Origin of the sequence: Priestia sp. AB, assembly GCF_028369225.1 — a bacterium.
Lineage (GTDB): Bacteria > Bacillota > Bacilli > Bacillales > Bacillaceae_H > Priestia > Priestia megaterium.
On record NZ_JAQMYN010000004.1, the window covers coordinates 174,000 to 200,235 of the forward strand.

Here is a 26,236-nt window from a genome sequence, read left to right on the forward strand (position 1 = left end):
AGACAAGCATATTTTCACCTTATTTTTTAAAAAAGCTTTTCTCTTTTCACCGTTTTTTCACTTTTCTTTTATATACTGTTCTTGTCAAAACAATTTCATCATTTTTCATAGATGTACCCTATTTGCACCCGCTTCTTGGAAGCGGGACTTTTTTTGTTTCCATACAAAAAAGCTTAACCCGGAGGTTAAGCTTTTTTCGCCTGCTTGCGAAGAACAAGCATCATAATTGTAATGATAGTAAACGCAATAAACGCTAAAAAAGGAATGGTGATAAATCCAAGCCAGTTAATATATTGACCTGAGCAAGGAACACCGCTTGTACACGTTTCAAATGCTTTAAGAGCCGGTATCTTCTGCAGGCAATAATGATAGCCTGAAAGCGCCATACCAATCACTGAAAACGGCAGGACGTATTTGTAGATGAACGTATCATTCCGATACACGGCTACACCTAGCACAATCGCGAGCGGATACATTAAAATTCGCTGATACCAGCAAAGTTCACACGGAATAAAGTGAAGAACTTCACTAAACGTCAAGCTTCCAAGCATCGCGATAAGCGCTGTAATCCACCCGAAGACCAAAGACTTGTTCATTATTTGTTCTCCTTAGCCGCATCTTTGACCATTTGATCAAAGTCATCGATTGTTTTTCCTTCGAATTTTTTGCCGCCTACATAAATGGTTGGTGTACCCGTGATGCCTAAGTTATTGGCTGTCTTCATATCTTGATCAAACGCATCTTTTCCTTTTCCATCTTTAAAAGCACTCGCTACTTTTTTCGCACCGGCATCGCTAGATACTTCTTTCAGCGTATCTTCTAAGTAAGATTCCGTTAAGACATCTTTCTTTTCATCCGCTGCGTTTTGCTTTTTATAAAGAAGTTCATGGAATTTCCAAAATGTATCGTTTCCAAGCTCTTTATATACCGTCTCGGCAAACTCTGCTGCACGAGATGAGTCATTGTTGATAAACGCATAGTTCATAAAGTAGAATTTGACTTTGCCTGTATCTACATAATCTTTTTGAATCAGCGGGAAAAAGGATTCCGTGAAGTTTTTACAAGCCGGACATTTGTAATCTCCAAACTCTACCACTTCTACCGGAGCTGACTCTTTTCCAAGATATGGTTGATTATCATATGTAAGAGCGGCCTTTTCATCTCCTCCGCCCTTTGACATATTAGAAAGGACGATTAACCCTAAAATACAGACCGCAATAATTCCAATCACCCAAAAAATCCACTTGCTCGAGGACGTTTGCTGATTGGGCGTTACTTTTTTCTTTTTCTTTGCTTTTGACACAATCTCATCTCCTTCTTTTCTTTCTCTCTTACAAACTTACAAAGCTGTTAGAGCTGTAAAAATTAGCGCACACAAAATAAAAAACACGTATAGCGACGTCAGCGTTAAAATAACAGGAGGCTGCATCGGCATTTTCGTTTCCGGATTTAAAATATATTGAATGCGATAATTAACCGACGTATCAGCAAAAGATACGTGCGCACACGAAAGGCTTGTCTGTCCCGTTTTAACCATTTTTAAAAGGGCGCTGCCGATGTGAGCAGACGTGCCATTTTTCACAATGGCATCTTGATCAGCCAGCACTTCACGCATGACTTTGAAACGTTTATGGCTCCATTTAATAAACGGAATATACCATAATGCAGAAGCAAGCGTGCTTAGTAAAAATGTTTTGAGCGGATCTTTGTTTGCAACGTGTGACTGCTCGTGGTAAATAACAGCTTCTAGTTCATTTTCATCAAGCACCGAGAGCAACCCTGTAGACAGAACGATATGCGGTGTAACCAACCCCATTGTTAATGCAATGGGCTGATCTGTTGTTAAAACTGTTAAATTCTTTCCGTACGCTTTTTGCAGGTGAGCCGTTGTTGTTTCATTTCGCAGCTTCGTAATCATTTTACGGACTTTCCGCATTTGAATCACTTGCTTTACAGCTTTAATGAACAGTACAAACATCGTATGAAAAATAACCGCATTCAGCATGTATTCAATAAAAAACAAGCCAAAAAAGTGGGCTACTTTGTTACAAAGTAAAATTAAGTTAAACGATAAATTCCATCCAAACAGCAAATGTAGCACATACATGCCCATTTGCATAAGCAACGTCACGGCAATAAAAAAGCACAGGTTAAAAATAAGCTTAGAACGCTTTAGTATTCCTTGATTCATTGATTATTCATCCTTTTTTAACTGTTTGACTTTTGATTCGAGCATGCTTAACAGTGAATCATCAACTTCTTCTAACGCATCAAGCATATGAGTAACAGCAAGCGAGCCAAATTCGTCGATCAATTCATGCGTTAACTCTTTCGACTGAGCGTCGATAAATTCCTCTTTAGAAAGAATGGGCTGATACATCGACGTACGTCCTTTTAAACGCTTTTGCAACACGCCTTTTTCCACCAATCGATTCATAACGGTCATAACGGTGTTGAAGTTCACTGCTTTTTCTTTCTCAAGCACGTGCTGCACATCTTTAATGGACATTTCACTTCCGTTCCATAAAGCCGTCATAATTTTTGCTTCAAGCGGGCCAAAAAAGCGATTAAGGCCGGTTTCGTTAAATTTGAATTTTTCAATTTTCATATTCGACACCTCACACTACCAATTGTAGTGTGAGGTGTCAAATCCGTCAACTTTTCCATGACAACTGCCTTACAATTGTCATAATCACTTTTTTACTTCATCGGTTAAATGCTGAATGGATAGCACAACTGTATCGAGCTTGGCTTCAATTCGGTGAAGTAAATAAAGCGTCACCACAACGGGAAAACCAACGTCTGAGACAAGCGTAAACCACTCTGTCATCTTCCTCTCTCCTTTTAAAAAAGCCCTTCGCACCGAAGTGGAAGGACTTTCATTTTTAAATCGTAAATTCGGTTACATTTCGCTCGACGATTTGAGCGCCTTTTCTGGAAACGAGCGCTCCGCCGCTTGAAGTAAAGACATCGCTTGCGATCAGCGCGTTCATTGCTGCTGTAATGGCTGCCGCGTCTAACGTATCTTTAGGTGATTCAATCGATAGGCTTACTGCTTTTTGTGACTCATTCAAAAACTGCATCGTTAAAGTTTTCATACTCTACCTCTTTTCTTATTTTAAAAGTGAAAACGTGACAACTTCGTTGATTTCAACAAGCGGCAGTGACTGCAGGCTGGCAATGGTTTCACTTGCTGTAATGAGTGCATCTGCAGAACTTCCAGGCTGAATGTTCATATAGGATTTTGTCTTTAAATCGGGTTTTCCATCCTCTTTTATTCCTTGTTCTAATACTAAGCGAAGCTGGCTTGAATGCTGAATTTTTTCTGCCATCTTTTATTCCCCCTTTCACTTTATATATAGAAATGGAAATAGGAAAGAGGGATGATGGAAACATAAAAATTTTTGGTTTATAATGGGAGATAGTCTGAGTTAGAAAGAGGCTTTGGTAATGAGAAAGTGGAGCTTTTTATTTTTTGTTCTAGCATTCATGCACCCAGCTTCAGCACTTGCTGACGACGGTGCAGATGAAAAAAAGCTTGGTCCGTTTTACTACACGGTTTCTCATGGTTATAGTCGAGAAAAATGGGATGTAGGGGTGTTAAATCAGCAAGACAAAACGAACATTCCTGAGACTGATTTGAACGATGAAACGCTAAAATTGTTTCAGCGTACGGTTGATGATTTAGCAGACCTCGCGATTCGATTTGCTGCTATGAGCGTACTGCTTGTATGTTCACTCGTTGTTTTTACGTACTTTCGCATTCAAAGAAAACGCCCTTTTCTCCGCTTGTTTTTTGTTTTTTCAAGCGTTGGCTTTCTATTTTGCGTCTATACCTCATTGGAGTTATTTAAAAAAACTGAACAAGCAAAATCTTTATTTTACTTACTATGACTTGAAACCCAAAAAAAACCAGCCGATCGGCTGGTTTTTTCATGCATTTCTTACGGTTATGTACTTCTGTTCATACTCATTTCTTCCGTTTGTTTTTGCTGCTCCAAATGGTAATAAGCAGCGCATACTCCTCCTAACCCAGCCAGTGCTAGGACAATTAGAAGTATGGATGTCGCTTTTTTCATTGCCTTTTCTCCCCTTATGTTTAACCCTACCTAGCAACGGCATCCGTAAAAAAGAGTCCCCTTTCTCTTCTTTACTTGCTCATTACTTACGAAAGATATTATCATACTTTTTTTCACTTTTGTCATTTTTTTAGTTATTGTCAAAAAATGTATATTTTATCCTTGATTTAATGAGTGTTTAAGAAAGTCAATGGACTGATTTTTTGAAAGGCCAAACGCTGTCACGATATAATCAACGTAGGCAAGAAGCTCCAGATTCTCTCCTAATTTTGTTGTTTTAAATGATCGATTAAATCGATATTGCTTTTTATCTGAAAAGACGAGCCCTTCTTCTTCTAGAAATGTTTGAAATTGCTCATGCGGAAAGTAAAGCACATCGTTTCGAACGTTCTCTAAGTCAATCACAATAATCATATCTTCTAGCTCTGCTTTTAATTCCATCATACAATCAATGTATCCGCCGATGCAGCTGATTAAAGATGTGAGAAAAAAGGGTCCGTTTATATATTGAAACTGCTCAAAAATCGTCTCATCGATGTAGCTTGAAATCCTTGACTTTAATACGTCATGAATTTGTTTTGATTCTTCCATGTACGGAATAGGAATATGAAACTTAGCTGATCCGTTATAAAACTGCTCCCACGCAATTGTTTTATCATACGCATCAATCACATCTGTGCTTCGAAAAATGATGGATTCCGCTGAATAAGAGGCTTTAACAAACGGTGTATGCAGCATCACCGTACTCTCGTCGTCCAAACGATAGTATTTTGGCTCACTAGACTTGCTTAAAATATATTGTTTTAACCGTTCTTCTTCCATTTGTTCAACTAAATGCAAATCATATAGTGGCAGCACGTACATATTACACATCCCGTAATGAATATAGCTTTTCCCGTGCATCGGCCATTTTCTGTTATAGATAGACAGTTCTTTTGTGCAAAATTCCTCTATTCGCTGCGTTTGATCCTCGGATTTTTGATAGAGTCGATCTAAATGATAGCGATCATCGATTTCCGTAACGGGAGATGTGCCGCTTCCAATTCTTCTGTAAATTTTCCCGTAAGACATGTACGGAGGGTTCGGACCTTCGGGAATCCAAATAACAAAAACACCTTGCCCGGAGTGATCTTCAGGTGATAAAAAACGCGTAACGATACGAGGAATGGGATTGGTGACATCTTTAAGCATATTATTAATAAACAGCTCATATTCTTTGCGCTCGAGCAGGTTAATGGAATGGTCGTCTTCATCTACGCCAAAAATAAGCCACCCTCCTTTTTCATTGGCAAACGAAGCGATGATATTTGGGATTTTCCGTTTGACCGTTGAGCTTACTTCGCGCTTGAACTCAAGCTGATAGCCTTCTTCTAAATGTTTTTCCATCATGCGCTGCACATCTGAAAACTCAATTTCTCCAATTGTTTTTTTCTTTCCGTCTTCGCTTATAAATGGTGAATAAAACGATTCTTCGTTCACTTGTCTTCCCCTCCTCACCACTTCTATTTAACTTATCCATATGATGAGAAGTAAAAAGACAGTCATATTTCTTTGATTTTTTTCAAAAAACAAATTTTTTACCAAATTAATCCTGTTTTATATTATGATAGAAAAAGAGGTGAAGAATATGATTGAAGCAATATTTTTAGACCGGGACGGAACGATTGGCGGCAGTAATGAAATACAATATCCAGGTGATTTTCAGCTGTTCCCCCAAGTAAAGCAAGCGATTATAGACATAAAGAAACAAAACATTCCGCTGTTTTCTTTTACGAATCAGCCCGATATTACAAAAGGAAAGGTAAAGAAATCAGACTTTATCTCTGAGCTTTTAGCTTTTGGATTTGATGATGTTTACCTTTGTCCTCATGAAGATTCAGACAATTGTTCGTGCCGCAAACCAAGGCCGGGCATGCTGTTAAAAGCAGCCGAGGAGCACAGCTTAAATTTGGCTAACTGCATCGTGATTGGCGACCGGTGGAAAGACCTCGTAGCGGCCCATGCAGCAGGAGCACAATGTATTTTAGTGTTAACAGGAGCTGGGCACGACACGTTACATGTACGGGAAAAATGGGCTGACGTACAAGCAGCCTTTATTGCAGCCAATATACAGGAAGCTGTTGAATTTATCTTTACATCACTGAGTTCACAGCCGATACTACCGCATTCACATACTCGTTAAACAGCTGATTATCCTGTAATAATTGTTCATACTGCGGAGTGGTTATTTCAAGCTGTAGTCCTTTATGCCGCTGATTGCCGTTTGCGATATTTCGAGGTGAAACGCCTTTTAAATGCACGGGCGTTTCACTGATCGGAAAACCTGAGAGTGCATGACGCACCGCTTTTTCTAACTTTTCGTCTCTTCCTCCGATATAAGTCGTGCAGACGTCGCTGTAGGCACCGTGAAGAGAAATCGTGACCTCTGATTTTTTAACGAGGTGACGCGCCATTTCTTCATCGTAGTTTGCAGACGTAACATGCAATTCAAACGGATTTTCTGTTTTCAGCGTTTTAAATACGTACACCGTTGCGTTCAGCTTTTCTGCTATTTTTTCTGCTACTTCTTCTGTCCCAATTTCCATCGTTCCTCCGTGAATAGCAAGCACGACAATTTCTCTCCGGCGAATGATACATTCTATTTCGTAATCAATTCCCGCTCGTTCACACTGTGATAGTTCTTGAAAACTTTGATACACATCCCTCATCGGTTTCTTCACACCTTTCTTTTATCTTTCATATACCCAGGCTTTATTTTTTCTTTTTCTTCATATAGTAAAGGTATTAACCCTTTGTTTACTCGTTTATTTTTGTTTTTATACTTTATATTTTAGTGTGCACAAAATTTTTTTTTGAAATTCGAAATAAAAGTATTGCCAAACAAACCGTCCAGACGGTAAAGTATTCTAGGGAAAATCAAAAAGGAGGAAATTCGTGTGTCTACATTTGATGATATATTGCTTGCAGCTACGCAGGTTGTACAGCGTGACGGCGTTGGAAATTTGACGCTTGAAAAAGTAGCAAAAGAAGCCGGCGTCAGTAAAGGCGGTTTGTTGTATCACTTCTCTTCAAAAGATGAATTGATTAAGCAAATGCTGTATTCAGTCACAAAGAAATATGATGACGGACTAAACGTACAAGTTGAACGTGACAATTCTCCTGGCAAATGGAGCCGGGCTTATCTCGCTGAGACGCTTCATGACCTTCAGCGTGAACAAGTGATGAGCGCGGGGTTACTTGCAGGTATTGCAACCAACCCTGAACTCCTGCAGCACTTTCAAAAGCAATACGAAAAGTGGCAGCAGCACATTGAACAAGACGACATTGATCCAGTCCTTGCTACCATTGTGCGCCTAGCAGCTGACGGATTATGGTTCAGTCAAATGTTTGGGCTCGCACCCGTGGATCCAGACATGCAAAAACAGATTCAACAACAACTTCGGAAATTAACAGAGGAGGGTTTTCGATGAAAGCCTATTTATTTTTAGCGATTGCTATTAGTTCAGAGTTATTTGGTACATCTATGTTAAAAGCATCAAACGGATTTACAAAATTTTGGCCTAGTCTTGGTGTTTTATTAGGGTTTGGTCTTGCTTTCTATGCGCTTTCCACATCGCTTCAGCACATTCCACTCAGCGTTGCGTATGCCATTTGGTCTGGTGTAGGAACCGCTGTGACAGCTGTGATTGGCGTAGTTATTTGGAAAGAAAGCGGCAGTCTCACTATGGTATTTGGCATCGTATTAATCATTGCAGGAGTCATTCTTTTAAATTTAAAATCAGTGGCTCACTAAAAAAAGAGCCAGTAAATACTGACTCTTAAGCAAAGGAGGAAAATCGACTGTCTACTTATGAAAGTAGTATGTATCGTTTTCCTTTTTTTATACTCTTTTATAGATTAAACGGGTCTAGGAATTTAACAGATGGATATTTGTCCTGGAACAAACGCCATACAAAATCGTTTTCAAACATAAGAACGGCATGTTTATCACGATCTTCTACTAGCATCACGCGAGAATCTAGCATGCGATCTTCAATTGTTGATTTGTCTACCCATTTTGCAATGTTATGAGACATGCGCGTGAATTCAAGATCGACGTTGTACTCACCTTTCATACGGTGTTCAAACACTTGGAACTGAAGTTCACCGACTGCTCCTAAAATATAATCTCCAAAGAACGGCGTACGGTAAAGCTGTACGGCTCCTTCTTGTACAAGCTGATTAATCCCTTTTTCAAAGTGCTTAGATTTCATTGCATTTTTCGCACGAACTTTTACAAACAGTTCAGGCGGGAACTTTGGAAGAGCATCAAATTCGAATACTTTTCCCTCTCCTACAATGGTATCGCCAATCTGATACGTACCCGAGTCATACAAGCCAATGATATCCCCTGGATACGCTGTGTCTACTGTTTCACGGCTTGATGCCAAGAACTGATGAGACTGCGCTAGCTTCATTTTACGATTCGTTCTTGCTAACGTCACGTTCATTCCACGCTCGAATTTCCCTGAACATACGCGTACGAACGCAATGCGGTCGCGGTGAGCGGGGTTCATGTTCGCCTGAATTTTAAAGATGAAACCTGAGAAGTTTTCATCCGTAGGCTGAACGGTGCCATTCGTTGATTCACGAGGCTGCGGCGGTGATGTTAATTGTAAAAATGAATTAAAGAAAGACTGTACACCAAAGTTTGCAATCGCACTTCCGAAGAAAACAGGTGTTAATAGGCCTTGCTTTACTTTTTCAATTGAAAAATCATTACCTGCTTCGTCTAATAAAGATAAATCATCCACTAAGCCTGGTAAATACATTTCATCGACGTGTTTTTTAATTTCATCGTCGATATTTTCACCGTCAAAGTCTGCAAAATAGGACTCTTTGTTTCCTTGGTATACTTCAATTTGTTTTGAAAAACGGTCATACGTTCCTTGGAATCGTTTCCCCATGCCAATTGGCCACGTTACAGGGTATGATTCAATACCGAGTACATCTTCAATTTCTTCAAGCAGCTCAAGCGGCTCTTTTCCTTCACGGTCTAATTTATTGATAAATGTTAGAATAGGAATACCACGCATACGACAAACTTTAAAAAGTTTAAGCGTTTGTGCTTCAATCCCTTTCGTTCCGTCAATAACCATGACGGCACTGTCTACAGCCGTTAAGGTACGATACGTATCCTCACTGAAGTCTTCGTGTCCTGGTGTATCCAAGATGTTAATAAAGTGATCTTTATACTCAAACTGCATAACACTTGATGTAACCGAAATTCCACGTTGTTTTTCGATTTCCATCCAGTCAGATGTAGCAAACTTGCCTGATTTTTTTCCTTTAACCGTTCCGGCTGAACGAATCATTCCGCCCAGTAACAGCATTTTTTCTGTTAACGTTGTTTTCCCGGCATCCGGGTGAGAAATAATGGCGAATGTACGACGTGAATCGACCATCGTTTCTTGAAGTTGGTTGTTCATACGTTTTAAAATCCTTTCTGCTCTACAATTCCTATTTTCATCATTTCATTATACGCTTTTTTTATACTGCGTGACTAGTTTTTTTCATATTTGAATACTTCTACAAAATCAAAGAAATCGTCAACAAGGTGGAAAAAGCGAACAAGAAAAGACCCCTTTTATAAAAGGGGCCTTCTCCCAGTTTAGTTTAACGAACGACCAGAGAAACGTTCTGCTGATCGGCTTAAACTTTATAAAAAAAATTACTTTTGAACGTTAGCAGCTTGTGGTCCACGGTTGCCTTCAACGATTTCAAATGTAACTTCTTGACCTTCTTCTAAAGTTTTGAAACCTTCGCCTTGGATAGCAGAGAAATGAACGAATACATCGTCTTGTCCTTCTACTTCGATGAAACCGAAACCTTTTTCAGCGTTGAACCATTTTACTTTACCTTGTAACATATCTCTTTTCCTCCTTGTGTGACAATCCACACATTGTGTATTACTCTATTCCTGCTCTTACAATAAGTCAAGACGAACACTTCGAACTATCCTTACCGAACAAAAATAAGCACCTTTATTGTAACAAATCCTCCAAAAAATTTCAAAGGAATTTGCACATTCTTTTTGTTTGCTTTGATCCCTTACCTACAGCCTTTCCGCCCCTTTTTAAGCAGCCGAATGTGAACGCATTATCCGCACTTCTTCTTGGTGTTTTTCTTGTATAACGATCCTTTAAATGGATAACGCTATAGAGATAGATACTCTTTCTATTTATGAGAAAGCAGGTGACATCACAACCTATGGAAGACATTCTCATGTCCCTTCTAAGAACCTTTGTTTCTTTCATTATCTTAAGCATTACAACTTTCTTGATTGGAAAACAAATTAACACGCATAATAATCATTTTACATTTGCGATGTCCATCATTATTGGGTCGTTCATCGCAAATATGGGATTTGATTTAAAATTAAAATTTCTGCCGATGTTCGCTTCTTTTGCTTTTCTTGTAGCCATTCATTTTCTTTTAGCATCAACAGCTCTAAAAAGCAGGCGCTTGCGAAAATGGATTACAGGACGCCCGACGGTTATTATGGAAAAAGGAAAGCTTCTTGAAGCAAATATGAAAAAAGTCAAATATTCTATTGACGACTTGAATCAGCATTTACGAGAACTAGGAACGTTCAACATTGCTGAAGTAGAATTTGCTGTTTTAGAAGTAAGCGGAAAACTGTCAGTATTAAAGAAAACTGCTTATCAAAACATTGCCAAACAGGACGTTTTGTCTAAGCCGTTTAAAGAAATGAGTTTACCGGTAGAACTCATCATGGACGGAGAAATTATTCATAAAAACTTAACATCTCAATATACCGAACAGTGGATCAACCTTGAGCTTTCAAATCGTCAGCTTCAGTTGAACCAAGTGCTGTATGCAGTTGTGTCAACAAACGGCATGCTCTATGTAGATCAGTATAAAGATCAGCTGTCCGCTCCTACAGACAGAGAATAAGATTGAGACATAACTAAATTACGCCAATCTAAAGACAGACAAACGGAGTGAATGAGTTCGTATGGATCGCTTGAGACATCGCTGTTAATTTCCGTGCAGGGCTTTGCTTTCCTATCAACAGCTAGAAGCAGCTACATATATAAAACCTATGTTCACGATCACCATAAAAAAATCCGAACGAGTTTGATTCTTGATAGAGAATCAAACTCGTTCGGATAAAATATGTTTGTCCCAGTTTCATTGGGCCATCTCTTCAACGGTTCCTTCTTTCAAGCCATAGTAGTTCCGTTCAAATCGCTTTATTTCTTGATCATAGCGGCGTACTTTTGCATCGGCTAGCTGACGGCTTTGTTTTGTTTCTTCAAGCAGCTCGACCTGCTGATTAATTTGAAAAATAGTCGTCGTCAGCTCGTCTTGATAATCATAAATTTCATTTTGAATATCCACGCATACGGGCAAGCGATTTGCTAAAATAAAGTCCGTCATTTGCATAAGCACTTTTTTACGCTCTACTTCTTTCACTTTGCTTTTGACGGCTCGTTCTGCAGAACGGAACGTCAGTCTTACTTTAGAGAAGAAGTCACCTTTAATCGAAAGCTTGCGCTGCAGTTCTTCTACATCTTGTTTTAATGATTCATGCTCTTCAATCATTTTTTGAAGCACAAGCCCTCCGTTTAACGATGTGAGCTCCATTTCATCAAGCTGATGGCGAATGCCTGTTTTGAGCGTTTCAATTTGCTTCACCGTCTTTTTCTCCGTAGCGCGGAGCTGCTTAACATACTGCTCTGTTTTATAAATAAAGCTGTCTAACCGTTCACGGTCAAACAGTGACTGCTCTTTCTTTTTCATATAATCTTGATACGCTGTGTGTACAGATGACCACTTGATCAGCAGAGACTGATAATTCAACAGCTCATCCTGATGCTCAAGCTTGTACGTCCACATCAGCTGAACAACTACCAATAACAGCGGTAAAAAAGTTCCAGCTTCTTTGCGTTTTGCAATAATTTCATGACTTTCAAAGCTCGCCATTAAAAACAGCGGCGCATTCATACTAAATAGCAGTGCTGGCGGATAATTAACGGGAATAAAGATACTCATTACGGTTGCCATAAGGCCTGAAATAGCAGGGTATGCGTGCGGAGGAAGCTGTTTGTACAGTTCAATTGTCCCTTTTTTCTGCAGCAGTTTCACAAGTGCTTCCTGCTGATATTCTCCTAATGCATCAATCATTCTTTCCTGATACATAGGGGGCAGCTGTTCAATCCAATTCATCAGCTGCTGCTGAAACACAGCTTGCTGACGATTTGTAGCAATCATGTATTGCGAATCAATTAGATGAAAGAACAGTCGGATTTGATGGCGCATTATGTCTTCCAGCGTATGACAGCGTGCAATTGAAAACAGCTCATTGTATTTAGATACAAGCAAATTTCCAATGTTATCGCTTAACTCGTACAGCTCGCCATTTGTTGTAGCATGAGAAACGGGAAGTTCAAAAAACTTCGCCATTTCAAGCAAAATATGCAGATGCATGTCTACTTCAGGCTGTTTTTCAAGCAATTTCATTTCTTCTACCAATGATGCTTGAAAATCCGTATGCTCCGTTTGCTGATACTGTGCTGACATTTCCGTATAAATGCGGTGGTCACATAACACATAAGCAGCTCTCAGGATATCGCCTTTAGACGTAAGCAACCCATACAATAACTGTTGTCCGTTCATCTTCACACCGTCCTTCATTAAATTTTCTTACTATAGCTTTCTATCATTTTATACTTTTTCTATAAATTCGATGCAATAGTTCAAATTTCCTGTTATCTTTCTTCTTGTTTCCTTAATACAAAAAGTGCCGTCCAACATGACATCAGCGCAGGCGGAATGGTCCAAGTCATATATCGCCACTCACCGGTCACAAGCGCCATAATAAGAAAGATGAGCGGAAAACCTATTAGTACTATGATAACACGTGCTCGGCTTACCGATTTTTTCATCGTGCATCGCCCCTTCTGTTCGTCCCTTATTCTTATAATACCCTTTCTCTTCTATAGCATTAAACACCTTTATAAACCGTTCGTACATTTCTTTGTTTTCTAGACAGTCTATGACATAAGTTTTAAAAAAGAACAGAGGATAGCTCTTACTTTGGTGAATCTCGTAAGCAGCTTTTATGTTTTGACAAGCTAAATCGTGAAAAATGTGTTATGGTAAAAGAAAATTTCGTTTTTACTACCTACATTGAAACGAAAGGGTTGATCGTATGAACATTTTTTTGATTGGCGCAAGCGGCAGAACGGGACAGGAAGTGATCAAGCAAGCCGTGACAAACGGACATTATGTAAAAGCTTTTGTGCGAAATCCATCTAAGCTTAAGCTAACGCATGCGAACGTACACATCATACAAGGCGACGTGCTTGATTATTATGAAGTGTGTCAGGCTATGCGAGGGTGTGATGCAGTAATTTCTTGTCTTGGAACCGAAAATCTAGGGCATTCTACCCTTTTAGTAGAAACGACAAATCTGCTCATTCAATGTATGAACGAAAACGGAATTCAGCGTATCGCCTACACGGCTTCAGCCGGAATCGACGGAGAAATTCCAGGCATGACGGGCTGGCTTGCTCAGCGTATTTTAAAAAATGTGCTTCGCGACCATCATGAAGCCGTGAAGCTCTTGAAGGTAAGCGGACTCGACTGGACAGTTGCTCGGCCAATGGGTCTAACGAGCGGTCCATTAACCACGTATTACCGTATAGGAGAAGCTAGCATACCAGAAAACGGACGCAACATCAGCCGTTCTGACGTCGCTCATTTTCTTCTTCAAGCCGTAGAAAACAACAGGCATATAAAAAAATCACTAAGTCTTTCGTATTAAGTGTTCTAAAGGAGTGTTGATAGTGAACCTATCAAAATTTTTTCTAAAAATAAGTCTTGTACTTTTAATGGCATGCGTCTTTATTGAAGGTAATTTTCAGGTAACACTTGGCATCTTTGCTGCTGTTTGCATGCTTGTTATTATTTTTGCCAAGCCTCTTTCAAAATCGCTGCTTCCTGCTAATAAAAAACCAGGAAAAAAAGACCGCGAAACATTAATGATGGTCATTGGTGTCATCGTTTTTATTTCAGGAAGCTTTTTTATTGCGTAGTAGCATTGTAAAGAAAACAGGCTTAAATCCACATTTTCAATCATATAAAGGGCTGTGCTGTAAGTCGAATGTTCGGCTTATGACGCAGCCTTTTTTTGGTTTCATGAGTTCTCTCTTAGCAATAGCTTCTGTCTTTTATATACATACCATTCCATTATTTAAGCAAATTACCTATCAAACCCTCTTATGCTTTTTTCATCAGTTCACATAATAGATGTAGAAGATGTCATAAGACAAGCGTCAAACGATTTGTATCTAGAAAAAGGAGGAAGATAAATGAAATGCCCCCATTGCGCTTATTCTAATCCGGAAGGGGTAAAATTCTGCTTAAATTGCGGCCATGAAATCGTGGACCACAACGAAAACTACAGCATATTCTACTTGTTTGCCCATCGTGTTGATAAAATCCCAAGAAATGAACGTTCGGTTGAACCTAAATTTCGAAATATATTCTCTCGAGTCTTCCGACAACACAGTGAAATGGAAGCTGAACGGCTTTTTATTGTAGGAACAGGGCTTACGACTCCTAAAATAGAAGAAGTTGTAAATACATGGCCAAAGCCTTGGCTTTTTGCAAGAGTCTTTCTTATTGCGCTTGTCGCATACTTAGGGCTATATCTAGGCGTAAGCTTGTTCGAAAACATCAACTTCATACCCGGCCTTATTGTAGTCGGTGCTTTTGCAGTGCCATTTACTACGCTTATTTTCTTTTGGGAAATGAACGCTCCGCAGAATATTGCTATTTACAAAATTGTGTATGTCGTTTTTATTGGCGGAATCCTTTCACTTTTATTAGCACTTGTGTTTTATGATATTCTTGGAAATAACACAAACGTGATCATGATTGGAATATGCGAGGAACTGGCTAAAGTTATCGCGGTTATTTATTTTGTGCGCAATCTTAAATATAGATATATCCTTAACGGACTCCTCTTGGGAGCTGCAATAGGAGCTGGTTTTGCTGCTTTTGAAACCGCTGGCTATGCTTTACGGGCACTTCTTTCCGGGAGCTTTCACATGCTTTATTCTACAATACTTTGGCGCAGCATTTTTGCTCCCGGAGGACATGTAGCTTGGGCTGCCTTGACTGGAGCTGCCGTCTGCATCGTCCAAGGAAATAAGAAATTTCAGTGGAGCATGTTGATAAAACCAAAATTTCTCGGTGTATTTTTGCTTGTCGTTTTTATGCACGCTCTTTGGGACTCACCTATACTAGGTATTTTGCCCGCTGGACATACAATTTTAACGATTATATTATGGATTTTAGTATTCAGTATGATTCGTATTGGGCTAAAAGAAATCGCAGATAAAAAGTTGGAGTTGACCTACTGCAAAGAAAAACCTACCCCCTCCTAGGAAGTCTTCAGCTTGCGTTAAGCTGCTCGTTTTAACTTTTTATTACCTTTATGTTTCATTTTGAAAATTGTTGTTACAAATTGTAAAAAAAAGTATTCAAACTACCTGTACATGGTATGATAAATTCAATAACATGAAAGGGTGACTTGGTGGATGAACCTAACTGAAATTAAGCACATGATAGAAAATTTAGTAAATTATAGAGATAGCGACATTACTCATACTCTTGCCAATAGGTTTACACTAAGTTATTCAAAACAATTAAACAGTTTTCAAATCTGCGATATTGAAAACGATATCATTCATCGTTATGAGGAAGCAGAAACAACTGCGTTAGCTTTGTTTAACATGGTCCATAATCTTCCTGAGACTATTTATAGACATACTAATTCGTTTGAACAAGTTTAAAGCAGCAAAAAAAGCTCATTTATCAACTAACATGAGCTTTTTTGCCGGTGTTTATCTATTTTAGTTATTTATAACCTTCTTCAAAAGAAGAATATCCTTTTTAATTGCCCGTCTAATTTCTTCAACTTTACAGCGTTTGTATTCTTGTACTAAGCGATAGAGCTCTCGTTTAAATAAAAATTTATCTTTTTGGTTACTCATAGCAGCATACCCCTTATTAGCTTTCTATCACAAGCGATTAAAGAAAGTATTCCCTTTTCTTCTTGTAAAAAACAAATAAATTCACAAACAGATGTAAAAAAGCCCTTTATCATGCGCTTACAGGAATGGCGAGATGTGCTTTGCGCTAGACAAATGAAAGAATTTCCCTAAAACAAATAAAAAACATTGACTACTAGCTCTCAGTCAATGTTTTTTATTTGTTTTAGCTTTGTGTAATTAAAGTCGATTCACATACTTTTATGCGTTCATATCTCCTAAACCTGGAGCATGCTCATTTGGCATTTCAGATAAATGAGGGACTGGAAAAGCTTCAGGTGGAGGTGTTACGCTCAAGTCTCCGCCATTTCTGCTTGGCGCCTGTCCTTGGAATATTTCTCCCATTCGATGCGGATCTAACCTAAAATCAAATTGCGTGTTATGATACCCCATCTCGACAAATTTTCTGCATTCAGGGTATTTGTTAATATCATAATTTGGTACAGGGAATAGTTTTCCCCAGTCCACGCCTAATGTTTCAAGAGCTTTTGCAAACGCATTTTGATGAGCATTATCTCGAACAATTAAGAAACCTAGCGTTTCTCTTAACGTTTGGTTAGAACTCATTTCGTATATTCTTGTTTTTTGTAAAACGCCGGTTGATTCTAATACGACGTTATTGAGCAAATCAGCCACTAGATTTCCGTGATTATAAACCCATGAGCCGTTCCATGGATTTCCGCCCGCATCCACTGGCAGTGAGCTTTGAGCGCCCATGATATAGTGATGAGGATTAGCATGTTTTACGGCTTCATCAAGAGGAGCCTGATCTGAACCTTGACTTCCTACCCCGGCTCCGCCAGATTCATCTAACAATGCATTAATGGTATTCTGAACGAGTTCTACATGAGCAATTTCTTCTAAAAAAACACCTTTCATTAAATCGCGATACTGCGTCTCTTTCCCTCTGAAGTTAGAGCTTTGAAAGAAATATTGCATCATCGTCCGCATTTCACCAAACTGCCCGCCTAAGGCTTCTTGCAGTACCTTCGCGGCCGCAGGATCGGGCTTATCCGGTTTAATGCCATTGATTAATCCTTCTTTGTAATAATACATATCAAACACTCCTTTTATTGACATTGCTTGTTTTTGAACTAACTTATGTAGATTTTTGTCCCCTGTATGATTTTTCACTTACAGTACCTGTTTCTTTTTTTCCTAACATATTCCTTGGTGCCATCTTTCTAACATGTGCACATAACTACTGTTTCCATATGCGGTCTTTTTATTCTGGGTAGTCAAAAGACAACGTCATTGAAACACGTGGATAACACCCTTTGTTATAAGCAAAAAAAGACCTCTCGAACATATCGAGGGTCTTTCTTTCTTTTATTTAGAGAAAACTTTTTTACGAGTTAAATCATGATGTAACGAAGTATCAGGGATTTCCGGATTGGGAACTTGTCCTTTTGCTACAGGATCTTTGATATATAGATATTCACCGCTTCCGTCTGGGGCACTTCCAGTAGCCCATGGTCCCTCTTCTGATTCAGCGCCTTCTGAGAGGTTCCAAAACTCATAAGCTTGTGGCTGTGATTCTTTTTCAGCCTCAGGAGGGAAAGATGCAGGAACAACAACTCCATTTTTTTCTTCTAGTTCGTTTATAGCTTCCATCCACTGATACTGGTGATAGCGATCACGCGCTAGCATTTTTCGGAATGTCGCGCGTACACCTTCATCTTTTGTCATATGGTATAACCTAGCTACTTGAAGTCTGCCTTGACTTTCTGCATGCAAGTTCGAACGCATATCTGCTAATAAATTGCCGCTTGCTACGATATATGAACCGTTCCATGGAACTCCATTTGAATTAGTAGGCAAACCACCAAGCCCGCTCACTAATAAATGCTGAGGATTAATTCCTCCCATGATAGCTGCTGTTGCAGGATCTTTCGCAGCTTCTGCTTGATCTTCTGGAGATGCTCCATCAAGTAATTGACTAATAAGTGAACAAAGCATCTCTACGTGTCCAATTTCTTCTGTACCTATATCCATCAGCATATCTTTATATTTCTCTTCTCCTCGACAGTTAAATCCTTGAAAGAGGTATTGCATCATTACCGTCATTTCACCGAATTGTCCACCTAGTACTTCTTGAATTTGGCGAGCAAGCATCGGATCGGGGCGATCTACTTTGACTTCAAATTGCAGTTCTTTTTGATGACGAAACATGTTAACTCCTCCTTTAATATACTAAATTCCTTTTAGAGATTTTTTCCTCTTTTTTCCGTTCCCTCTCCCTATTCAATTAATCACTAAACTTGTATCTTTTTCCTGCTGGAACGAAAATGGATAAAATCACCTATTAATAAACTTAATTTAATAAGTAGAAAGACACCTAAAGAGAAGGAAATACCTGCGCTTTGCTCTTTAATATTCGTTCAGTTTATAACGTTTTATAGTTAAAACCACTGCCAGACAGAAAAATGTTCACCAAAAAATGAGATTGAGATATAACTAATCACTTCAATAAACAGCTAGAAGCAGCTACAGATATGAACCCTATATTCTCTCCACCACAATAAAAAATCCGAATGATTTGATTAATCATTCGGATTTACTTTCAACTAAAATAATTTTGTCTCAGTCTGTCTTTTCTCTATTACTTCTCTATCCCTGCTTTGATTTCTTTAATCATGCCAGCCATTGACTCAAGGCCTCCTCCAGATAAATACCAAAGGCCTGGATCAAGATACACAACGTGATTGTTTTTCACCGCATTGACTTCTTTTACGTACTCATTTTCAACAATTTGTTTAGCAGATGATTTTTCACCAATCGCTGCACCGCGGTCAACGACGAATAAGTAGTCTGGATTTTGCTTAACTAAATATTCGTATGAAATGCTTTGGCCATGCTTAGCCGATGGATCTAGGCTGTCGTCTGCAGCTTTAATACCGAATACGTCGTGGATTAATCCGTATTTAGAACCCGGACCAAACGCTGTCATTTTGCTGTCATTTGCCATCATTACAAGCGCTTTTTTATCTAGTTTGTCCGCTTGTTTTTTCAAATCTGCAATTTGCTTATCAATTGCTGCTAGCTCTTTTTTCGCTTGATCTTCTTTATCAAAAATTTGTCCTAGTACTTTTGTATTTTCTTTAAATGACTTCATATAGTGCTGGGTGTCCGTATCGATATAGATCGTCGGCGCAATTTTTGAAAATTCATCGAATGAATCTGCTTGGCGGCCTTGAATAATAATTAAGTCTGGCTTTAACTCTGCAATTTTTTCGAAATCAGGTTCTTTTAAGCCACCTACATTCGCATACTTATCATCTTGATACTTTGATAAATACTCAGGAATCGCTTGTTTTGGCAAGCCCGCTACTTCAACCCCTAGTTTATCTAGTGTATCAAGTGCACCCATGCTGAATGCTACAACTTTTTTAGGGTTTTTCTTAATTTTAATTCCGTCTTTATTGAACTGATCGGTTACTGTTACCGTCTCTTTTTGCTTACTTTCTCCACCTGTTGTTTCTTTTGCTCCTTGATTACCGCAAGCAGCTACAACAATCGCAGTTAAGACTGCTACAAACATTACTAACACTTTTTTCACTTTCGTCACCTCATGAATAAATTTTATGAAAAATACACGCAAATACGCTGTCCGCCAACCGTTTCGATTGGAATATCCATATCGTATATATCCTTTAATACAGACGTTTGAATGATGGTTTCTGTTGGGCCTTCACGGATCACTTCACCGTTTTTAAGTGCCACAATATAATCCGAATAAACAGACGCAAAATTAATATCGTGAATGACAATTACAATGGTTTTGCCCAAGTCTTCTACGAGACGTTTCAACAGCTTCATAATTTCAACAGAATGCTTCATATCTAAGTTATTGAGCGGTTCATCTAAGAAGATATACTCCGTGTCCTGTGCGATGACCATGGCAATAAAAGCTCGCTGACACTGTCCCCCGCTCAGTTCATCCAAGTATTTATCTTGAATCCTTTCAAGCTTCATATAACTTAGCGCCTGATCAACCGCTTGTTTATCGCTTTTGGTTAACCGGCCTTTTGAATAAGGAAACCGCCCAAAATTGACGAGTTCACGTACGCTAAGCCTGATATTCAGCTGATTAGACTGTTTTAAAATACTCATTTTTTTGGCTAAATCTGAGCTGTCAATATTCTCTATATTTTTTCCTTCTATAGATATTGACCCTGAGTCAGCTTTAATGAGACGGCTCATAATTGAAAGCAGCGTACTTTTTCCCGCTCCGTTTGGACCGATAAATGACGTGATTTTCCCTTTTGGAATCACCACAGATGTTTTTTCTAAGACGGTTTTTTCTCCGTATGTTTTACTGACATTTGTTACTTCTACCATGATTTATTCTCCTTTAGCAGCAAATAAATAAAGTAAATTCCGCCGGCAAAGTCAATGATGACGCTCAGCGTGGTGCTGAAGGTGAACACTTTTTCAACGATAAATTCTCCTCCGACGAGGGCTATAACACTAAGCAGCAGTGATCCCATCATTAAATAGGTGTGCTTGTACGTTTTGAACAGCTCTCTCGCAAGGTTCACAACAAGCAGTCCAAGAAAGGTGATCGGCCCAACTAATGCTGTAGCCACTGAGACAAAAATGGCGATCACAATCAGCATTTTTTTGACGAGCCCGTCATAATCAATACCTAAATTTACCGCATGTTCTCTTCCGAGCGACAGTACATCAAAAATGGATGTAAAGCGCCACACGTAAATGCCAAGCAGGATAAATATGACGGCTGCTATGTATAGCAAATCGGTATTCACATTGTTAAAGCTTGCAAATGATTTATCTTGTACAACTTGAAATTCATTCGGGTCAATCAGCATTTCCATAAATGAAGACATGCTTTTAAATAACGTGCCGAACACAATTCCAACCAGTAAAATAAAGAAAATATTCTTACCGGCTTTTTTGAACATCAGTATGTAAAGCAAGACCGAAAAGATAATCATCAGCGAAACGCAAAGAAGAAAATTAAGATTTTTGTTCATGATGATAATATTCGTTGAGCCAAAGATGTACACAATAAACGTTTGCAGAAATAAATACAGTGAATCCAGTCCTAGAATACTAGGAGTTAGAATTCGATTATTGGTAATCGTTTGAAAGATAACGGATGAAAACGCAATGGCTCCTCCAGTTAAAACAATCGCAGCGACTTTTTCAATTCTTCGCGGCAGCGTGTACTGCCAGTAGCCTAAATCGTAGCTGATAAACAGCGCCACTGATAAAACGGCCAGCGCGGCGAGAATGATGATTTTATGTTTGTTATGCATAACGACCTCTCCTTATCAGCATAAAAAGAAAGATCGCACTTCCTATTACACCGACCATTAGCCCAATAGAGATTTCATAAGGGAAAATAATGACTCTGCCTAAAATATCGCACGCCAGTACGAACACAGCTCCAAGCAGCGCTGTATGAGGCAGGCTTTTTCGCAAATGATCTCCACGGTAAATCGATACGATATTTGGAATGATTAATCCTAAAAAAGGCAGCATGCCAACGGTCAAAATCGTAATCGACGTAATAAGCGAAACAATGACTAATCCAATGTTTACGATTTGTTTGTATTTCACGCCTAAATTGATTGAAAAGCTTTCTCCCATACCAGCAACCGTGAACTTATCTGCGTAAAGATAAGCAATTATTACGAGAGGTATACTCAGATATAAAAGTTCATATCTCCCTTTGACTACTAGCGAAAAGTCGCCTTGCAGCCATGAAGAAAGGTTTTGAATCAAATCGTATTTGTAGGCGATGAAGGTAGCTAAGGAACTTACGATACTGCCGAGCATTAAACCGACTAGCGGAATATAAATCGTATCGTTAAATTTAATTCTGTCTAGTATTCTCATAAACAATAGATTGCCCGCCAGTGAGAAAATAAAAGCAATGCTCATTTTTAATAGAGGACTTGCTGAAGCAAATACTAGTAGAGAAATCAACACACCAAGTCTTGCCCAGTCCATCGTTCCTGCCGTTGTTGGAGATACAAACTTATTTCGCGTAATTTGCTGCATAATTAATCCGCAAATACTAAGGCTCATTCCCGCCATAATAATGCTCAAAAGCCTAGGAAAACGACTAAAAAACAGCGTTTGGCTTTCTTCTTTTGTTAAATGAAACAGATCCATCGCTGAGAGATCTTGTACTCCTACAAAAAGAGACAAAATCGATAGTACAGCAAACACAAGAATTAACTGATAAAACTTCAACTTTCCTTACTCCTTTCTTTCATCTATAAGTCTAGTTATCTCCTCCTTTATCATATGTAAATGATTATCATTATCAATTGACTTTCTTTATCATATCATTATTCTCTAAATAATCAATGGTTTTCTTAAAATTTAAGCAAAAAAATACCTTAACAGATGGATCTGTTAAGGTATTTTAAGGTTTAATTAGACTTAAAAATAGCTATTTCTCTCTTCATACATAAGAGATTGAAACAACTACATACATGAAATCTACGTTCACCATAACAAAAAAATGCGAACCATTAATAACTATTAATGGTTCGCATTTAACTTTAAGCAAAATACTTCTGTGGCAACCTTTTTGTATCAACTTTACATATATATGAAATATATGTTTATATTTGAAAGAAATCTACTTATTTTGCAAATACATGGTTTCCGATAACTGCCGTTACTTGCTGCGTTGCAACCCATTGGCTTTCAGCGATTTTGGGATTATAGAAAAACAGCGCATCGTTTTCATGCGGGTTTGATAATGCTTCGCTTACCGCTCGTTTTGATTCTTCTGATGCAGGCTGATTAATTGCGCCGTTTGCTACTGGTGAAAATTGATATACGCCGTTTCCTAGCTGCTGATAAATAACGTCGTGAATGTTATTTGGGAATTCCGGTGAAGCTACACGGTTTAATACCACAATTGCTACCGCTACTTTTCCTTGGTACGGCTCACCTTTTGCTTCTGCCTCTACTAATCTTGCTAGTAAATCTTGATCTTGTGCAGAAACCGATGTAGACGGAGCAGTTTGTGCCGGCGCCGGTGCTTCTCCTTGAAGTTTTAACGTTTGTCCGATGGTAATGATATCACTTTGTAAACCGTTAACAGCTTTTAACTGATCCACAGTCATGCCGTTTTGTGTTGCAATATGATATAACGTTTCGCCTTGTGCTACTGTATGTACAGATGTTGCCGGACTAGCGGCAGGTTGTGCTTGTCCCTGGTCAGGAATCGTTAATGTTTCTCCAACGTAAATCATGTCGTTTTGGCGGTTATTAGCACCTTTCAGCTCATCTACCGTAACCCCATTTTGTTGGCCAAGCCCCCACAAGGTATCTCCTTTTACGACTTTGTGCGAAGCTGCTGCTGATGCTGTTCCTTGACTTGCTAGAAATGCTACAGACGCTGCAGAAGCAACTGCCCATTTTTTTACACGTTTTTTACTCACAAAAACTACCTCCTAAAATTTGAACCTGTTATTACCTTAGCACATAGATTCGCCTTTTCATTAAAAAAAACAGTAACATTTGTTCTAATTGGATTAAGTTTCTTACAGTGCCATTCATTATGTTACAACTTTTACATGACCCTTAAAGATTATGTAGAAATATGACGATTTCATTGCGAAACGAGCTTTTTATCTGTTTACTTACATTCCTCTTTCTGTAAAAAACTTGATTTAATTATGATTAATCGCAGAGATAAAAAGGAAAACAGCAGTCAAATAGAGAAATAGTGTAACTATTGAGGAACGATTCAGCGCTTCTTTGTCAATTTACGTTTGTTTATTAATAAAGGAGGTCTATTTGGATGTGTGCAAATAAAATGTATGTGACGTATAACACGGAGAAACCGGCTATTACAATTCAAGGAGCTTTTTATCATACGGGAGGAACGCAGGAAGAGTTTTTGCGGGAATTCAAGTACTGGCTTGAATCTCACGGCTGGTCATTTATGGGCGTAACAAATGAAACAACGATGACAACGGCGAATAAAGAGTTAAAAGAAACAATGGAACAGCATAAAATAGAAGGCAAAAAAGTTCAAAGACTAGAAGATTTATAACGATTGCTTCTATGACCCTTCACACATGTCCAAACGCCAATATGTAAAAAAGCCTTTAGATGAGCTAAAGGCTTTTTTACATTAACGAGAAAGTGCGACCACCTTCTGATTTTCGACTCTCTCTTCAACAGGCTTTCTCATTTCTTTTTCCGTCCATACGCCAATGCGTTTTTGTCTTTTTCCAAGAGGCTGTTTTTCACATGCATAGCAAATTTCTGAAATATCATCAAAATGAGCTAACGACATCTTTATCCCTCCTTTTCTAAATATACACAGGCAAGTTAGTATGCCTCTTCCCTTATTTTCCAAAGTTAAACTGCTTCTTCTTATATTTAAACAATTTATAAACAAACGGAATAAATAATTTCTACTTTATTATCATTTAGATTGTTTTATTTAGATATAGACGGGTAAACAAAAACTATCCCACCTCACACCCTGAAGTTTGAAACTGTCACGTAAAAAAGCTGCTTTCTATACATTACATGTATAGAAAGCAGCTTTTTTATGTAGCTAGAAAAAATGCATTGATGCATCAGCTATAAAAACAGGCAACCGGCCCTTTATTTTCTAGCAGTTCGTTTTTGGTAGCGGTGAATAGTATGCATAGATTCGTTAAAATCTTTCATTAGACGATAAGGCTTGCTCACTAACCTTATCGGAATTCCAGTTAAAAATCTATTTATATCTTTTTTATATTCTTTTGACACTCTGTTAGGTTTCGTAGAGACGCGCTTGTAGACCTCTTTATAGAACTCTTTCAAAACATCAACTTTAAATACCATTGTACGCTTACATTCTTGACACTCTACGCGTACAATTTTGCCGTTAATATAATAAACGTGGTGAGGAAGCTCTTCTTTGCAACTGTTACAATATAAACCTGCTTCCATTTGGGTATCTTTCACACTTCCTCCCTCCCTGATTTACATTATTTATATAGTTCGTTTCTACGATTGAATAAGCACTTTTATTTCATTACCTGATAGAACGGCTTCGAATCCTTGACGCCAATAATCAAGAGGTACAATTTTAGTGATCATTTTCTCTGTATTAATTTTCTTTTCTTCAAGGAGTTTCAAAGCAATATGCCAAGAACTTGGTTTCTGAGAACGAGTTCCAATATATGTAATTTCTCTTTGGATGATAGATTCTTGATCTAAAAGGTTTAATTTTTCGGAGAAAATCCCTACTTGTACAAACGTTCCTTTTTTCTTAACCAGAGGCAACCCTTGGTTTAACGCCTGGACAGCACCTGAACACTCAAATAACTTGTCAACACCGTATCCCTTTGTATAAGTCAGCACAATTTCTTCTAAGCTTTCTTTTTGGATATCTACAGTTACGTCGATTCCTAAAGACTTAGCTAACTCTAAACGCTTCTGATCTTTTGTTATACCTGCTAATATAACAAACGCTCCTTGTGCTTTTACAACTTGTGCTTGCAGTAAACCAATGGGACCTGGACCAAAAATTAATACTTTATCTTCTTTTTTAACAACTGTTTTTTCTAAAGCTGCATGAACGCAGCAAGCTAGAGGCTCAGTTAACGCAGCTGCTTTTAGGTCGACTGCATCTGGCAGCACATGGACACTTTCCTCACGTGAAATAACATATTCAGCAAAGCTGCCGTTTATTTGTGTACCTATTCCTTTTCGATGAGCGCACAGATTATAGTCTTTTTCTAAGCAATAATCACACTCTCCGCACGTCCCAAATGTTGTTTCACTCGTTACTTTATCGCCAACTTTTATTTTTGTTACATCTTCCCCTACTTCAACGACTATACCGGAAAACTCATGCCCAAGCACAACCGGCGTCTGGGAATTTTTATATTGACCTGTAAACGTGTGAATATCCGTACCGCATATTCCGGTATACGCTACTTTAATCTTCACTTGGTTTTTCTGAACTTCTAATTCAGGGATTGTTTTTAACAGCATCTTATCGTAGCCTGGCTCTACCTTCATGACTGCCTTCATTTT

At 38.6% G+C, this 26,236-nt stretch carries 35 protein-coding genes; 10 read left to right on the plus strand and 25 right to left on the minus strand.

Annotation, left to right across the window (positions count from 1 at the left end; all coding sequences use genetic code 11):
- Positions 1-185 precede the first annotated feature (185 nt).
- From POF52_RS13910 to POF52_RS13940, 7 genes are all read right to left on the minus strand, one after another.
- Entirely contained in the window at positions 186-596 is a 411-nt protein-coding gene (locus tag POF52_RS13910; protein ID WP_013083925.1) for a disulfide oxidoreductase, read from the minus strand.
- The gene (locus tag POF52_RS13915) at positions 596-1,303 is read right to left on the minus strand and encodes a DsbA family protein (protein ID WP_271993183.1); all 708 of its coding nucleotides are present in this window, start codon (positions 1,301-1,303) and stop codon (positions 596-598) included. The genes POF52_RS13910 and POF52_RS13915 overlap by 1 nt, the downstream gene beginning before the upstream one ends.
- 36 nt (positions 1,304-1,339) lie before the next feature.
- On the minus strand, positions 1,340-2,191 hold the full coding sequence (locus POF52_RS13920; protein ID WP_176584218.1) for a M56 family metallopeptidase: 852 nt from the start codon (positions 2,189-2,191) through the stop codon (positions 1,340-1,342).
- A 3-nt stretch (positions 2,192-2,194) separates the two neighbouring features.
- Positions 2,195-2,608 (minus strand): BlaI/MecI/CopY family transcriptional regulator, encoded by a 414-nt coding sequence (locus POF52_RS13925; RefSeq protein WP_013057865.1) that lies wholly within the window; start codon positions 2,606-2,608, stop codon positions 2,195-2,197.
- An 84-nt stretch (positions 2,609-2,692) separates the two neighbouring features.
- Positions 2,693-2,830 (minus strand): YvrJ family protein, encoded by a 138-nt coding sequence (locus POF52_RS13930; protein ID WP_013057866.1) that lies wholly within the window; start codon positions 2,828-2,830, stop codon positions 2,693-2,695.
- A 55-nt stretch (positions 2,831-2,885) separates the two neighbouring features.
- Positions 2,886-3,098, minus strand: coding sequence for a DUF2922 domain-containing protein (locus POF52_RS13935; RefSeq protein ID WP_034650620.1), 213 nt, complete (start codon positions 3,096-3,098; stop codon positions 2,886-2,888).
- A 15-nt stretch (positions 3,099-3,113) separates the two neighbouring features.
- Positions 3,114-3,332, minus strand: a complete 219-nt coding sequence (locus POF52_RS13940; protein WP_013057868.1) for a DUF1659 domain-containing protein — start codon at positions 3,330-3,332, stop codon at positions 3,114-3,116.
- 118 nt (positions 3,333-3,450) lie between these two features.
- On the opposite strand from POF52_RS13940, the gene POF52_RS13945 reads away from it, so the two are divergent.
- Positions 3,451-3,894, plus strand: a complete 444-nt coding sequence (locus POF52_RS13945; protein ID WP_271993184.1) for a hypothetical protein — start codon at positions 3,451-3,453, stop codon at positions 3,892-3,894.
- A 56-nt stretch (positions 3,895-3,950) separates the two neighbouring features.
- Here POF52_RS13945 and POF52_RS13950 read toward each other — a convergent pair whose 3' ends face one another.
- Together POF52_RS13950 and POF52_RS13955 are read right to left on the minus strand one after the other, a co-directional pair.
- Positions 3,951-4,079: a hypothetical protein gene (locus tag POF52_RS13950; RefSeq protein ID WP_255323386.1), complete on the minus strand. Its 129-nt coding sequence runs from the start codon at positions 4,077-4,079 to the stop codon at positions 3,951-3,953.
- 156 nt (positions 4,080-4,235) lie between these two features.
- Positions 4,236-5,558, minus strand: coding sequence for an AlbA family DNA-binding domain-containing protein (locus POF52_RS13955; RefSeq protein ID WP_074895029.1), 1,323 nt, complete (start codon positions 5,556-5,558; stop codon positions 4,236-4,238).
- 148 nt (positions 5,559-5,706) lie between these two features.
- Between POF52_RS13955 and POF52_RS13960 the strand changes: the two genes are divergently transcribed.
- Positions 5,707-6,261, plus strand: coding sequence for an HAD-IIIA family hydrolase (locus POF52_RS13960; protein ID WP_271993185.1), 555 nt, complete (start codon positions 5,707-5,709; stop codon positions 6,259-6,261).
- Here POF52_RS13960 and POF52_RS13965 read toward each other — a convergent pair.
- Positions 6,212-6,787 carry a poly-gamma-glutamate hydrolase family protein gene (locus tag POF52_RS13965; protein ID WP_271993186.1) on the minus strand — a complete coding sequence of 192 codons (576 nt, stop codon included), beginning with the start codon at positions 6,785-6,787 and terminating at the stop codon, positions 6,212-6,214. The two genes, POF52_RS13960 and POF52_RS13965, sit on opposite strands and share 50 nt — an antisense overlap.
- 228 nt (positions 6,788-7,015) lie before the next feature.
- Here POF52_RS13965 and POF52_RS13970 point away from each other — a divergent pair, with 228 nt between their 5' ends.
- Together POF52_RS13970 and POF52_RS13975 are read left to right on the plus strand one after the other, a co-directional pair.
- Positions 7,016-7,549 carry a TetR/AcrR family transcriptional regulator gene (locus POF52_RS13970; RefSeq protein WP_013083934.1) on the plus strand — a complete coding sequence of 178 codons (534 nt, stop codon included), beginning with the start codon at positions 7,016-7,018 and terminating at the stop codon, positions 7,547-7,549.
- The gene (locus tag POF52_RS13975; protein ID WP_013057875.1) at positions 7,546-7,872 is read left to right on the plus strand and encodes a DMT family transporter; all 327 of its coding nucleotides are present in this window, start codon (positions 7,546-7,548) and stop codon (positions 7,870-7,872) included. Before POF52_RS13970 ends, POF52_RS13975 begins: the two co-directional genes overlap by 4 nt.
- Positions 7,873-7,969: 97 nt before the next feature.
- On the opposite strand, the gene POF52_RS13980 is transcribed toward POF52_RS13975, so the two are convergent.
- Together POF52_RS13980 and cspD are read right to left on the minus strand one after the other, a co-directional pair.
- Positions 7,970-9,547 (minus strand): peptide chain release factor 3, encoded by a 1,578-nt coding sequence (locus tag POF52_RS13980; RefSeq protein ID WP_016764821.1) that lies wholly within the window; start codon positions 9,545-9,547, stop codon positions 7,970-7,972.
- A gap of 242 nt (positions 9,548-9,789) precedes the next feature.
- A complete protein-coding gene (gene cspD / locus POF52_RS13985; RefSeq protein ID WP_013057877.1) occupies positions 9,790-9,987 on the minus strand; it encodes a cold-shock protein CspD in 198 nt (65 codons plus the stop codon).
- A 326-nt stretch (positions 9,988-10,313) separates the two neighbouring features.
- Between cspD and POF52_RS13990 the strand changes: the two genes are divergently transcribed.
- Entirely contained in the window at positions 10,314-11,036 is a 723-nt protein-coding gene (locus tag POF52_RS13990; protein ID WP_228459510.1) for a DUF421 domain-containing protein, read from the plus strand.
- A gap of 237 nt (positions 11,037-11,273) precedes the next feature.
- Here POF52_RS13990 and POF52_RS13995 read toward each other — a convergent pair whose 3' ends face one another.
- Both POF52_RS13995 and POF52_RS14000 read right to left on the minus strand, forming a co-directional pair.
- Positions 11,274-12,761 carry a hypothetical protein gene (locus tag POF52_RS13995; protein WP_176584223.1) on the minus strand — a complete coding sequence of 496 codons (1,488 nt, stop codon included), beginning with the start codon at positions 12,759-12,761 and terminating at the stop codon, positions 11,274-11,276.
- A 92-nt stretch (positions 12,762-12,853) separates the two neighbouring features.
- Positions 12,854-13,030: a hypothetical protein gene (locus POF52_RS14000; protein WP_016764823.1), complete on the minus strand. Its 177-nt coding sequence runs from the start codon at positions 13,028-13,030 to the stop codon at positions 12,854-12,856.
- A 266-nt stretch (positions 13,031-13,296) separates the two neighbouring features.
- On the opposite strand from POF52_RS14000, the gene POF52_RS14005 reads away from it, so the two are divergent.
- The 4 genes from POF52_RS14005 (at position 13,297) to POF52_RS14020 (ending at position 15,946) form a co-directional block, all read left to right on the plus strand.
- Positions 13,297-13,911 carry an NAD(P)-dependent oxidoreductase gene (locus POF52_RS14005; protein ID WP_034650603.1) on the plus strand — a complete coding sequence of 205 codons (615 nt, stop codon included), beginning with the start codon at positions 13,297-13,299 and terminating at the stop codon, positions 13,909-13,911.
- Positions 13,912-13,933: 22 nt separating this feature from the next.
- Positions 13,934-14,182 carry a hypothetical protein gene (locus tag POF52_RS14010; protein WP_271993187.1) on the plus strand — a complete coding sequence of 83 codons (249 nt, stop codon included), beginning with the start codon at positions 13,934-13,936 and terminating at the stop codon, positions 14,180-14,182.
- Between the two features lie 276 nt (positions 14,183-14,458).
- Complete coding sequence (locus POF52_RS14015; RefSeq protein ID WP_271993188.1) at positions 14,459-15,538, plus strand: PrsW family intramembrane metalloprotease; 1,080 nt, start codon at positions 14,459-14,461, stop codon at positions 15,536-15,538.
- Positions 15,539-15,691: 153 nt separating this feature from the next.
- Complete coding sequence (locus tag POF52_RS14020; RefSeq protein WP_016764827.1) at positions 15,692-15,946, plus strand: hypothetical protein; 255 nt, start codon at positions 15,692-15,694, stop codon at positions 15,944-15,946.
- Positions 15,947-16,006: 60 nt separating this feature from the next.
- Here POF52_RS14020 and POF52_RS14025 read toward each other — a convergent pair whose 3' ends face one another.
- From POF52_RS14025 to POF52_RS14060, 8 genes are all read right to left on the minus strand, one after another.
- Positions 16,007-16,147, minus strand: coding sequence for a hypothetical protein (locus POF52_RS14025; RefSeq protein ID WP_271993189.1), 141 nt, complete (start codon positions 16,145-16,147; stop codon positions 16,007-16,009).
- 258 nt (positions 16,148-16,405) lie between these two features.
- Positions 16,406-17,260, minus strand: a complete 855-nt coding sequence (locus POF52_RS14030; RefSeq protein ID WP_271993190.1) for a manganese catalase family protein — start codon at positions 17,258-17,260, stop codon at positions 16,406-16,408.
- A 273-nt stretch (positions 17,261-17,533) separates the two neighbouring features.
- Positions 17,534-18,376: a manganese catalase family protein gene (locus tag POF52_RS14035; RefSeq protein ID WP_271993191.1), complete on the minus strand. Its 843-nt coding sequence runs from the start codon at positions 18,374-18,376 to the stop codon at positions 17,534-17,536.
- Between the two features lie 430 nt (positions 18,377-18,806).
- Positions 18,807-19,763 (minus strand): siderophore ABC transporter substrate-binding protein, encoded by a 957-nt coding sequence (locus POF52_RS14040; protein ID WP_271993192.1) that lies wholly within the window; start codon positions 19,761-19,763, stop codon positions 18,807-18,809.
- A 23-nt stretch (positions 19,764-19,786) separates the two neighbouring features.
- Positions 19,787-20,545 carry an iron ABC transporter ATP-binding protein gene (locus POF52_RS14045; RefSeq protein WP_176584226.1) on the minus strand — a complete coding sequence of 253 codons (759 nt, stop codon included), beginning with the start codon at positions 20,543-20,545 and terminating at the stop codon, positions 19,787-19,789.
- Positions 20,539-21,486: an iron chelate uptake ABC transporter family permease subunit gene (locus POF52_RS14050; protein WP_271993193.1), complete on the minus strand. Its 948-nt coding sequence runs from the start codon at positions 21,484-21,486 to the stop codon at positions 20,539-20,541. The genes POF52_RS14045 and POF52_RS14050 overlap by 7 nt, the downstream gene beginning before the upstream one ends.
- Positions 21,479-22,429: an ABC transporter permease gene (locus POF52_RS14055; protein ID WP_271993194.1), complete on the minus strand. Its 951-nt coding sequence runs from the start codon at positions 22,427-22,429 to the stop codon at positions 21,479-21,481. The genes POF52_RS14050 and POF52_RS14055 overlap by 8 nt, the downstream gene beginning before the upstream one ends.
- Positions 22,430-22,827: 398 nt before the next feature.
- Complete coding sequence (locus tag POF52_RS14060) at positions 22,828-23,634, minus strand: cell wall hydrolase (protein ID WP_013057892.1); 807 nt, start codon at positions 23,632-23,634, stop codon at positions 22,828-22,830.
- Between the two features lie 362 nt (positions 23,635-23,996).
- Between POF52_RS14060 and POF52_RS14065 the strand changes: the two genes are divergently transcribed.
- Entirely contained in the window at positions 23,997-24,251 is a 255-nt protein-coding gene (locus POF52_RS14065) for a hypothetical protein (RefSeq protein WP_013057893.1), read from the plus strand.
- Between the two features lie 81 nt (positions 24,252-24,332).
- On the opposite strand, the gene POF52_RS14070 is transcribed toward POF52_RS14065, so the two are convergent.
- The 3 genes from POF52_RS14070 to POF52_RS14080 all read right to left on the minus strand — a co-directional run bounded on the left by POF52_RS14070 (position 24,333) and on the right by POF52_RS14080 (position 26,233).
- Complete coding sequence (locus tag POF52_RS14070; protein ID WP_013057894.1) at positions 24,333-24,497, minus strand: hypothetical protein; 165 nt, start codon at positions 24,495-24,497, stop codon at positions 24,333-24,335.
- 317 nt (positions 24,498-24,814) lie between these two features.
- Positions 24,815-25,159, minus strand: a complete 345-nt coding sequence (locus tag POF52_RS14075) for a bh protein (protein WP_176584229.1) — start codon at positions 25,157-25,159, stop codon at positions 24,815-24,817.
- A 42-nt stretch (positions 25,160-25,201) separates the two neighbouring features.
- Positions 25,202-26,233 (minus strand): zinc-binding dehydrogenase, encoded by a 1,032-nt coding sequence (locus POF52_RS14080; RefSeq protein WP_271993195.1) that lies wholly within the window; start codon positions 26,231-26,233, stop codon positions 25,202-25,204.
- Positions 26,234-26,236 lie beyond the last annotated feature (3 nt).

What these genes read in the sequence shown, in the direction of transcription:
- cspD (WP_013057877.1), bottom strand. Translation starts at nt 9,987, where the DNA reads ATGTTACAAGGTAAAGTAAAATGGTTCAACGCTGAAAAAGGTTTCGGT.
- POF52_RS13975 (WP_013057875.1), top strand. Translation starts at nt 7,546, where the DNA reads ATGAAAGCCTATTTATTTTTAGCGATTGCTATTAGTTCAGAGTTATTT.
- POF52_RS13910 (WP_013083925.1), bottom strand. Translation starts at nt 596, where the DNA reads ATGAACAAGTCTTTGGTCTTCGGGTGGATTACAGCGCTTATCGCGATG.
- POF52_RS13980 (WP_016764821.1), bottom strand. Translation starts at nt 9,547, where the DNA reads ATGAACAACCAACTTCAAGAAACGATGGTCGATTCACGTCGTACATTC.
- POF52_RS13920 (WP_176584218.1), bottom strand. Translation starts at nt 2,191, where the DNA reads ATGAATCAAGGAATACTAAAGCGTTCTAAGCTTATTTTTAACCTGTGC.
- POF52_RS13950 (WP_255323386.1), bottom strand. Translation starts at nt 4,079, where the DNA reads ATGAAAAAAGCGACATCCATACTTCTAATTGTCCTAGCACTGGCTGGG.
- POF52_RS14005 (WP_034650603.1), top strand. Translation starts at nt 13,297, where the DNA reads ATGAACATTTTTTTGATTGGCGCAAGCGGCAGAACGGGACAGGAAGTG.
- POF52_RS14070 (WP_013057894.1), bottom strand. Translation starts at nt 24,497, where the DNA reads ATGTCGTTAGCTCATTTTGATGATATTTCAGAAATTTGCTATGCATGT.
- POF52_RS13995 (WP_176584223.1), bottom strand. Translation starts at nt 12,761, where the DNA reads ATGAACGGACAACAGTTATTGTATGGGTTGCTTACGTCTAAAGGCGAT.
- POF52_RS13965 (WP_271993186.1), bottom strand. Translation starts at nt 6,787, where the DNA reads ATGAGGGATGTGTATCAAAGTTTTCAAGAACTATCACAGTGTGAACGA.
- POF52_RS13935 (WP_034650620.1), bottom strand. Translation starts at nt 3,098, where the DNA reads ATGAAAACTTTAACGATGCAGTTTTTGAATGAGTCACAAAAAGCAGTA.
- POF52_RS14045 (WP_176584226.1), bottom strand. Translation starts at nt 20,545, where the DNA reads ATGGTAGAAGTAACAAATGTCAGTAAAACATACGGAGAAAAAACCGTC.
- POF52_RS14065 (WP_013057893.1), top strand. Translation starts at nt 23,997, where the DNA reads ATGTGTGCAAATAAAATGTATGTGACGTATAACACGGAGAAACCGGCT.
- POF52_RS13940 (WP_013057868.1), bottom strand. Translation starts at nt 3,332, where the DNA reads ATGGCAGAAAAAATTCAGCATTCAAGCCAGCTTCGCTTAGTATTAGAA.
- POF52_RS13960 (WP_271993185.1), top strand. Translation starts at nt 5,707, where the DNA reads ATGATTGAAGCAATATTTTTAGACCGGGACGGAACGATTGGCGGCAGT.
- POF52_RS14050 (WP_271993193.1), bottom strand. Translation starts at nt 21,486, where the DNA reads ATGCATAACAAACATAAAATCATCATTCTCGCCGCGCTGGCCGTTTTA.
- POF52_RS14020 (WP_016764827.1), top strand. Translation starts at nt 15,692, where the DNA reads ATGAACCTAACTGAAATTAAGCACATGATAGAAAATTTAGTAAATTAT.
- POF52_RS14000 (WP_016764823.1), bottom strand. Translation starts at nt 13,030, where the DNA reads ATGAAAAAATCGGTAAGCCGAGCACGTGTTATCATAGTACTAATAGGT.
- POF52_RS14030 (WP_271993190.1), bottom strand. Translation starts at nt 17,260, where the DNA reads ATGTATTATTACAAAGAAGGATTAATCAATGGCATTAAACCGGATAAG.
- POF52_RS13945 (WP_271993184.1), top strand. Translation starts at nt 3,451, where the DNA reads ATGAGAAAGTGGAGCTTTTTATTTTTTGTTCTAGCATTCATGCACCCA.
- POF52_RS14035 (WP_271993191.1), bottom strand. Translation starts at nt 18,376, where the DNA reads ATGTTTCGTCATCAAAAAGAACTGCAATTTGAAGTCAAAGTAGATCGC.
- POF52_RS13925 (WP_013057865.1), bottom strand. Translation starts at nt 2,608, where the DNA reads ATGAAAATTGAAAAATTCAAATTTAACGAAACCGGCCTTAATCGCTTT.
- POF52_RS14025 (WP_271993189.1), bottom strand. Translation starts at nt 16,147, where the DNA reads ATGAGTAACCAAAAAGATAAATTTTTATTTAAACGAGAGCTCTATCGC.
- POF52_RS14015 (WP_271993188.1), top strand. Translation starts at nt 14,459, where the DNA reads ATGAAATGCCCCCATTGCGCTTATTCTAATCCGGAAGGGGTAAAATTC.
- POF52_RS14080 (WP_271993195.1), bottom strand. Translation starts at nt 26,233, where the DNA reads ATGAAGGCAGTCATGAAGGTAGAGCCAGGCTACGATAAGATGCTGTTA.
- POF52_RS13930 (WP_013057866.1), bottom strand. Translation starts at nt 2,830, where the DNA reads ATGACAGAGTGGTTTACGCTTGTCTCAGACGTTGGTTTTCCCGTTGTG.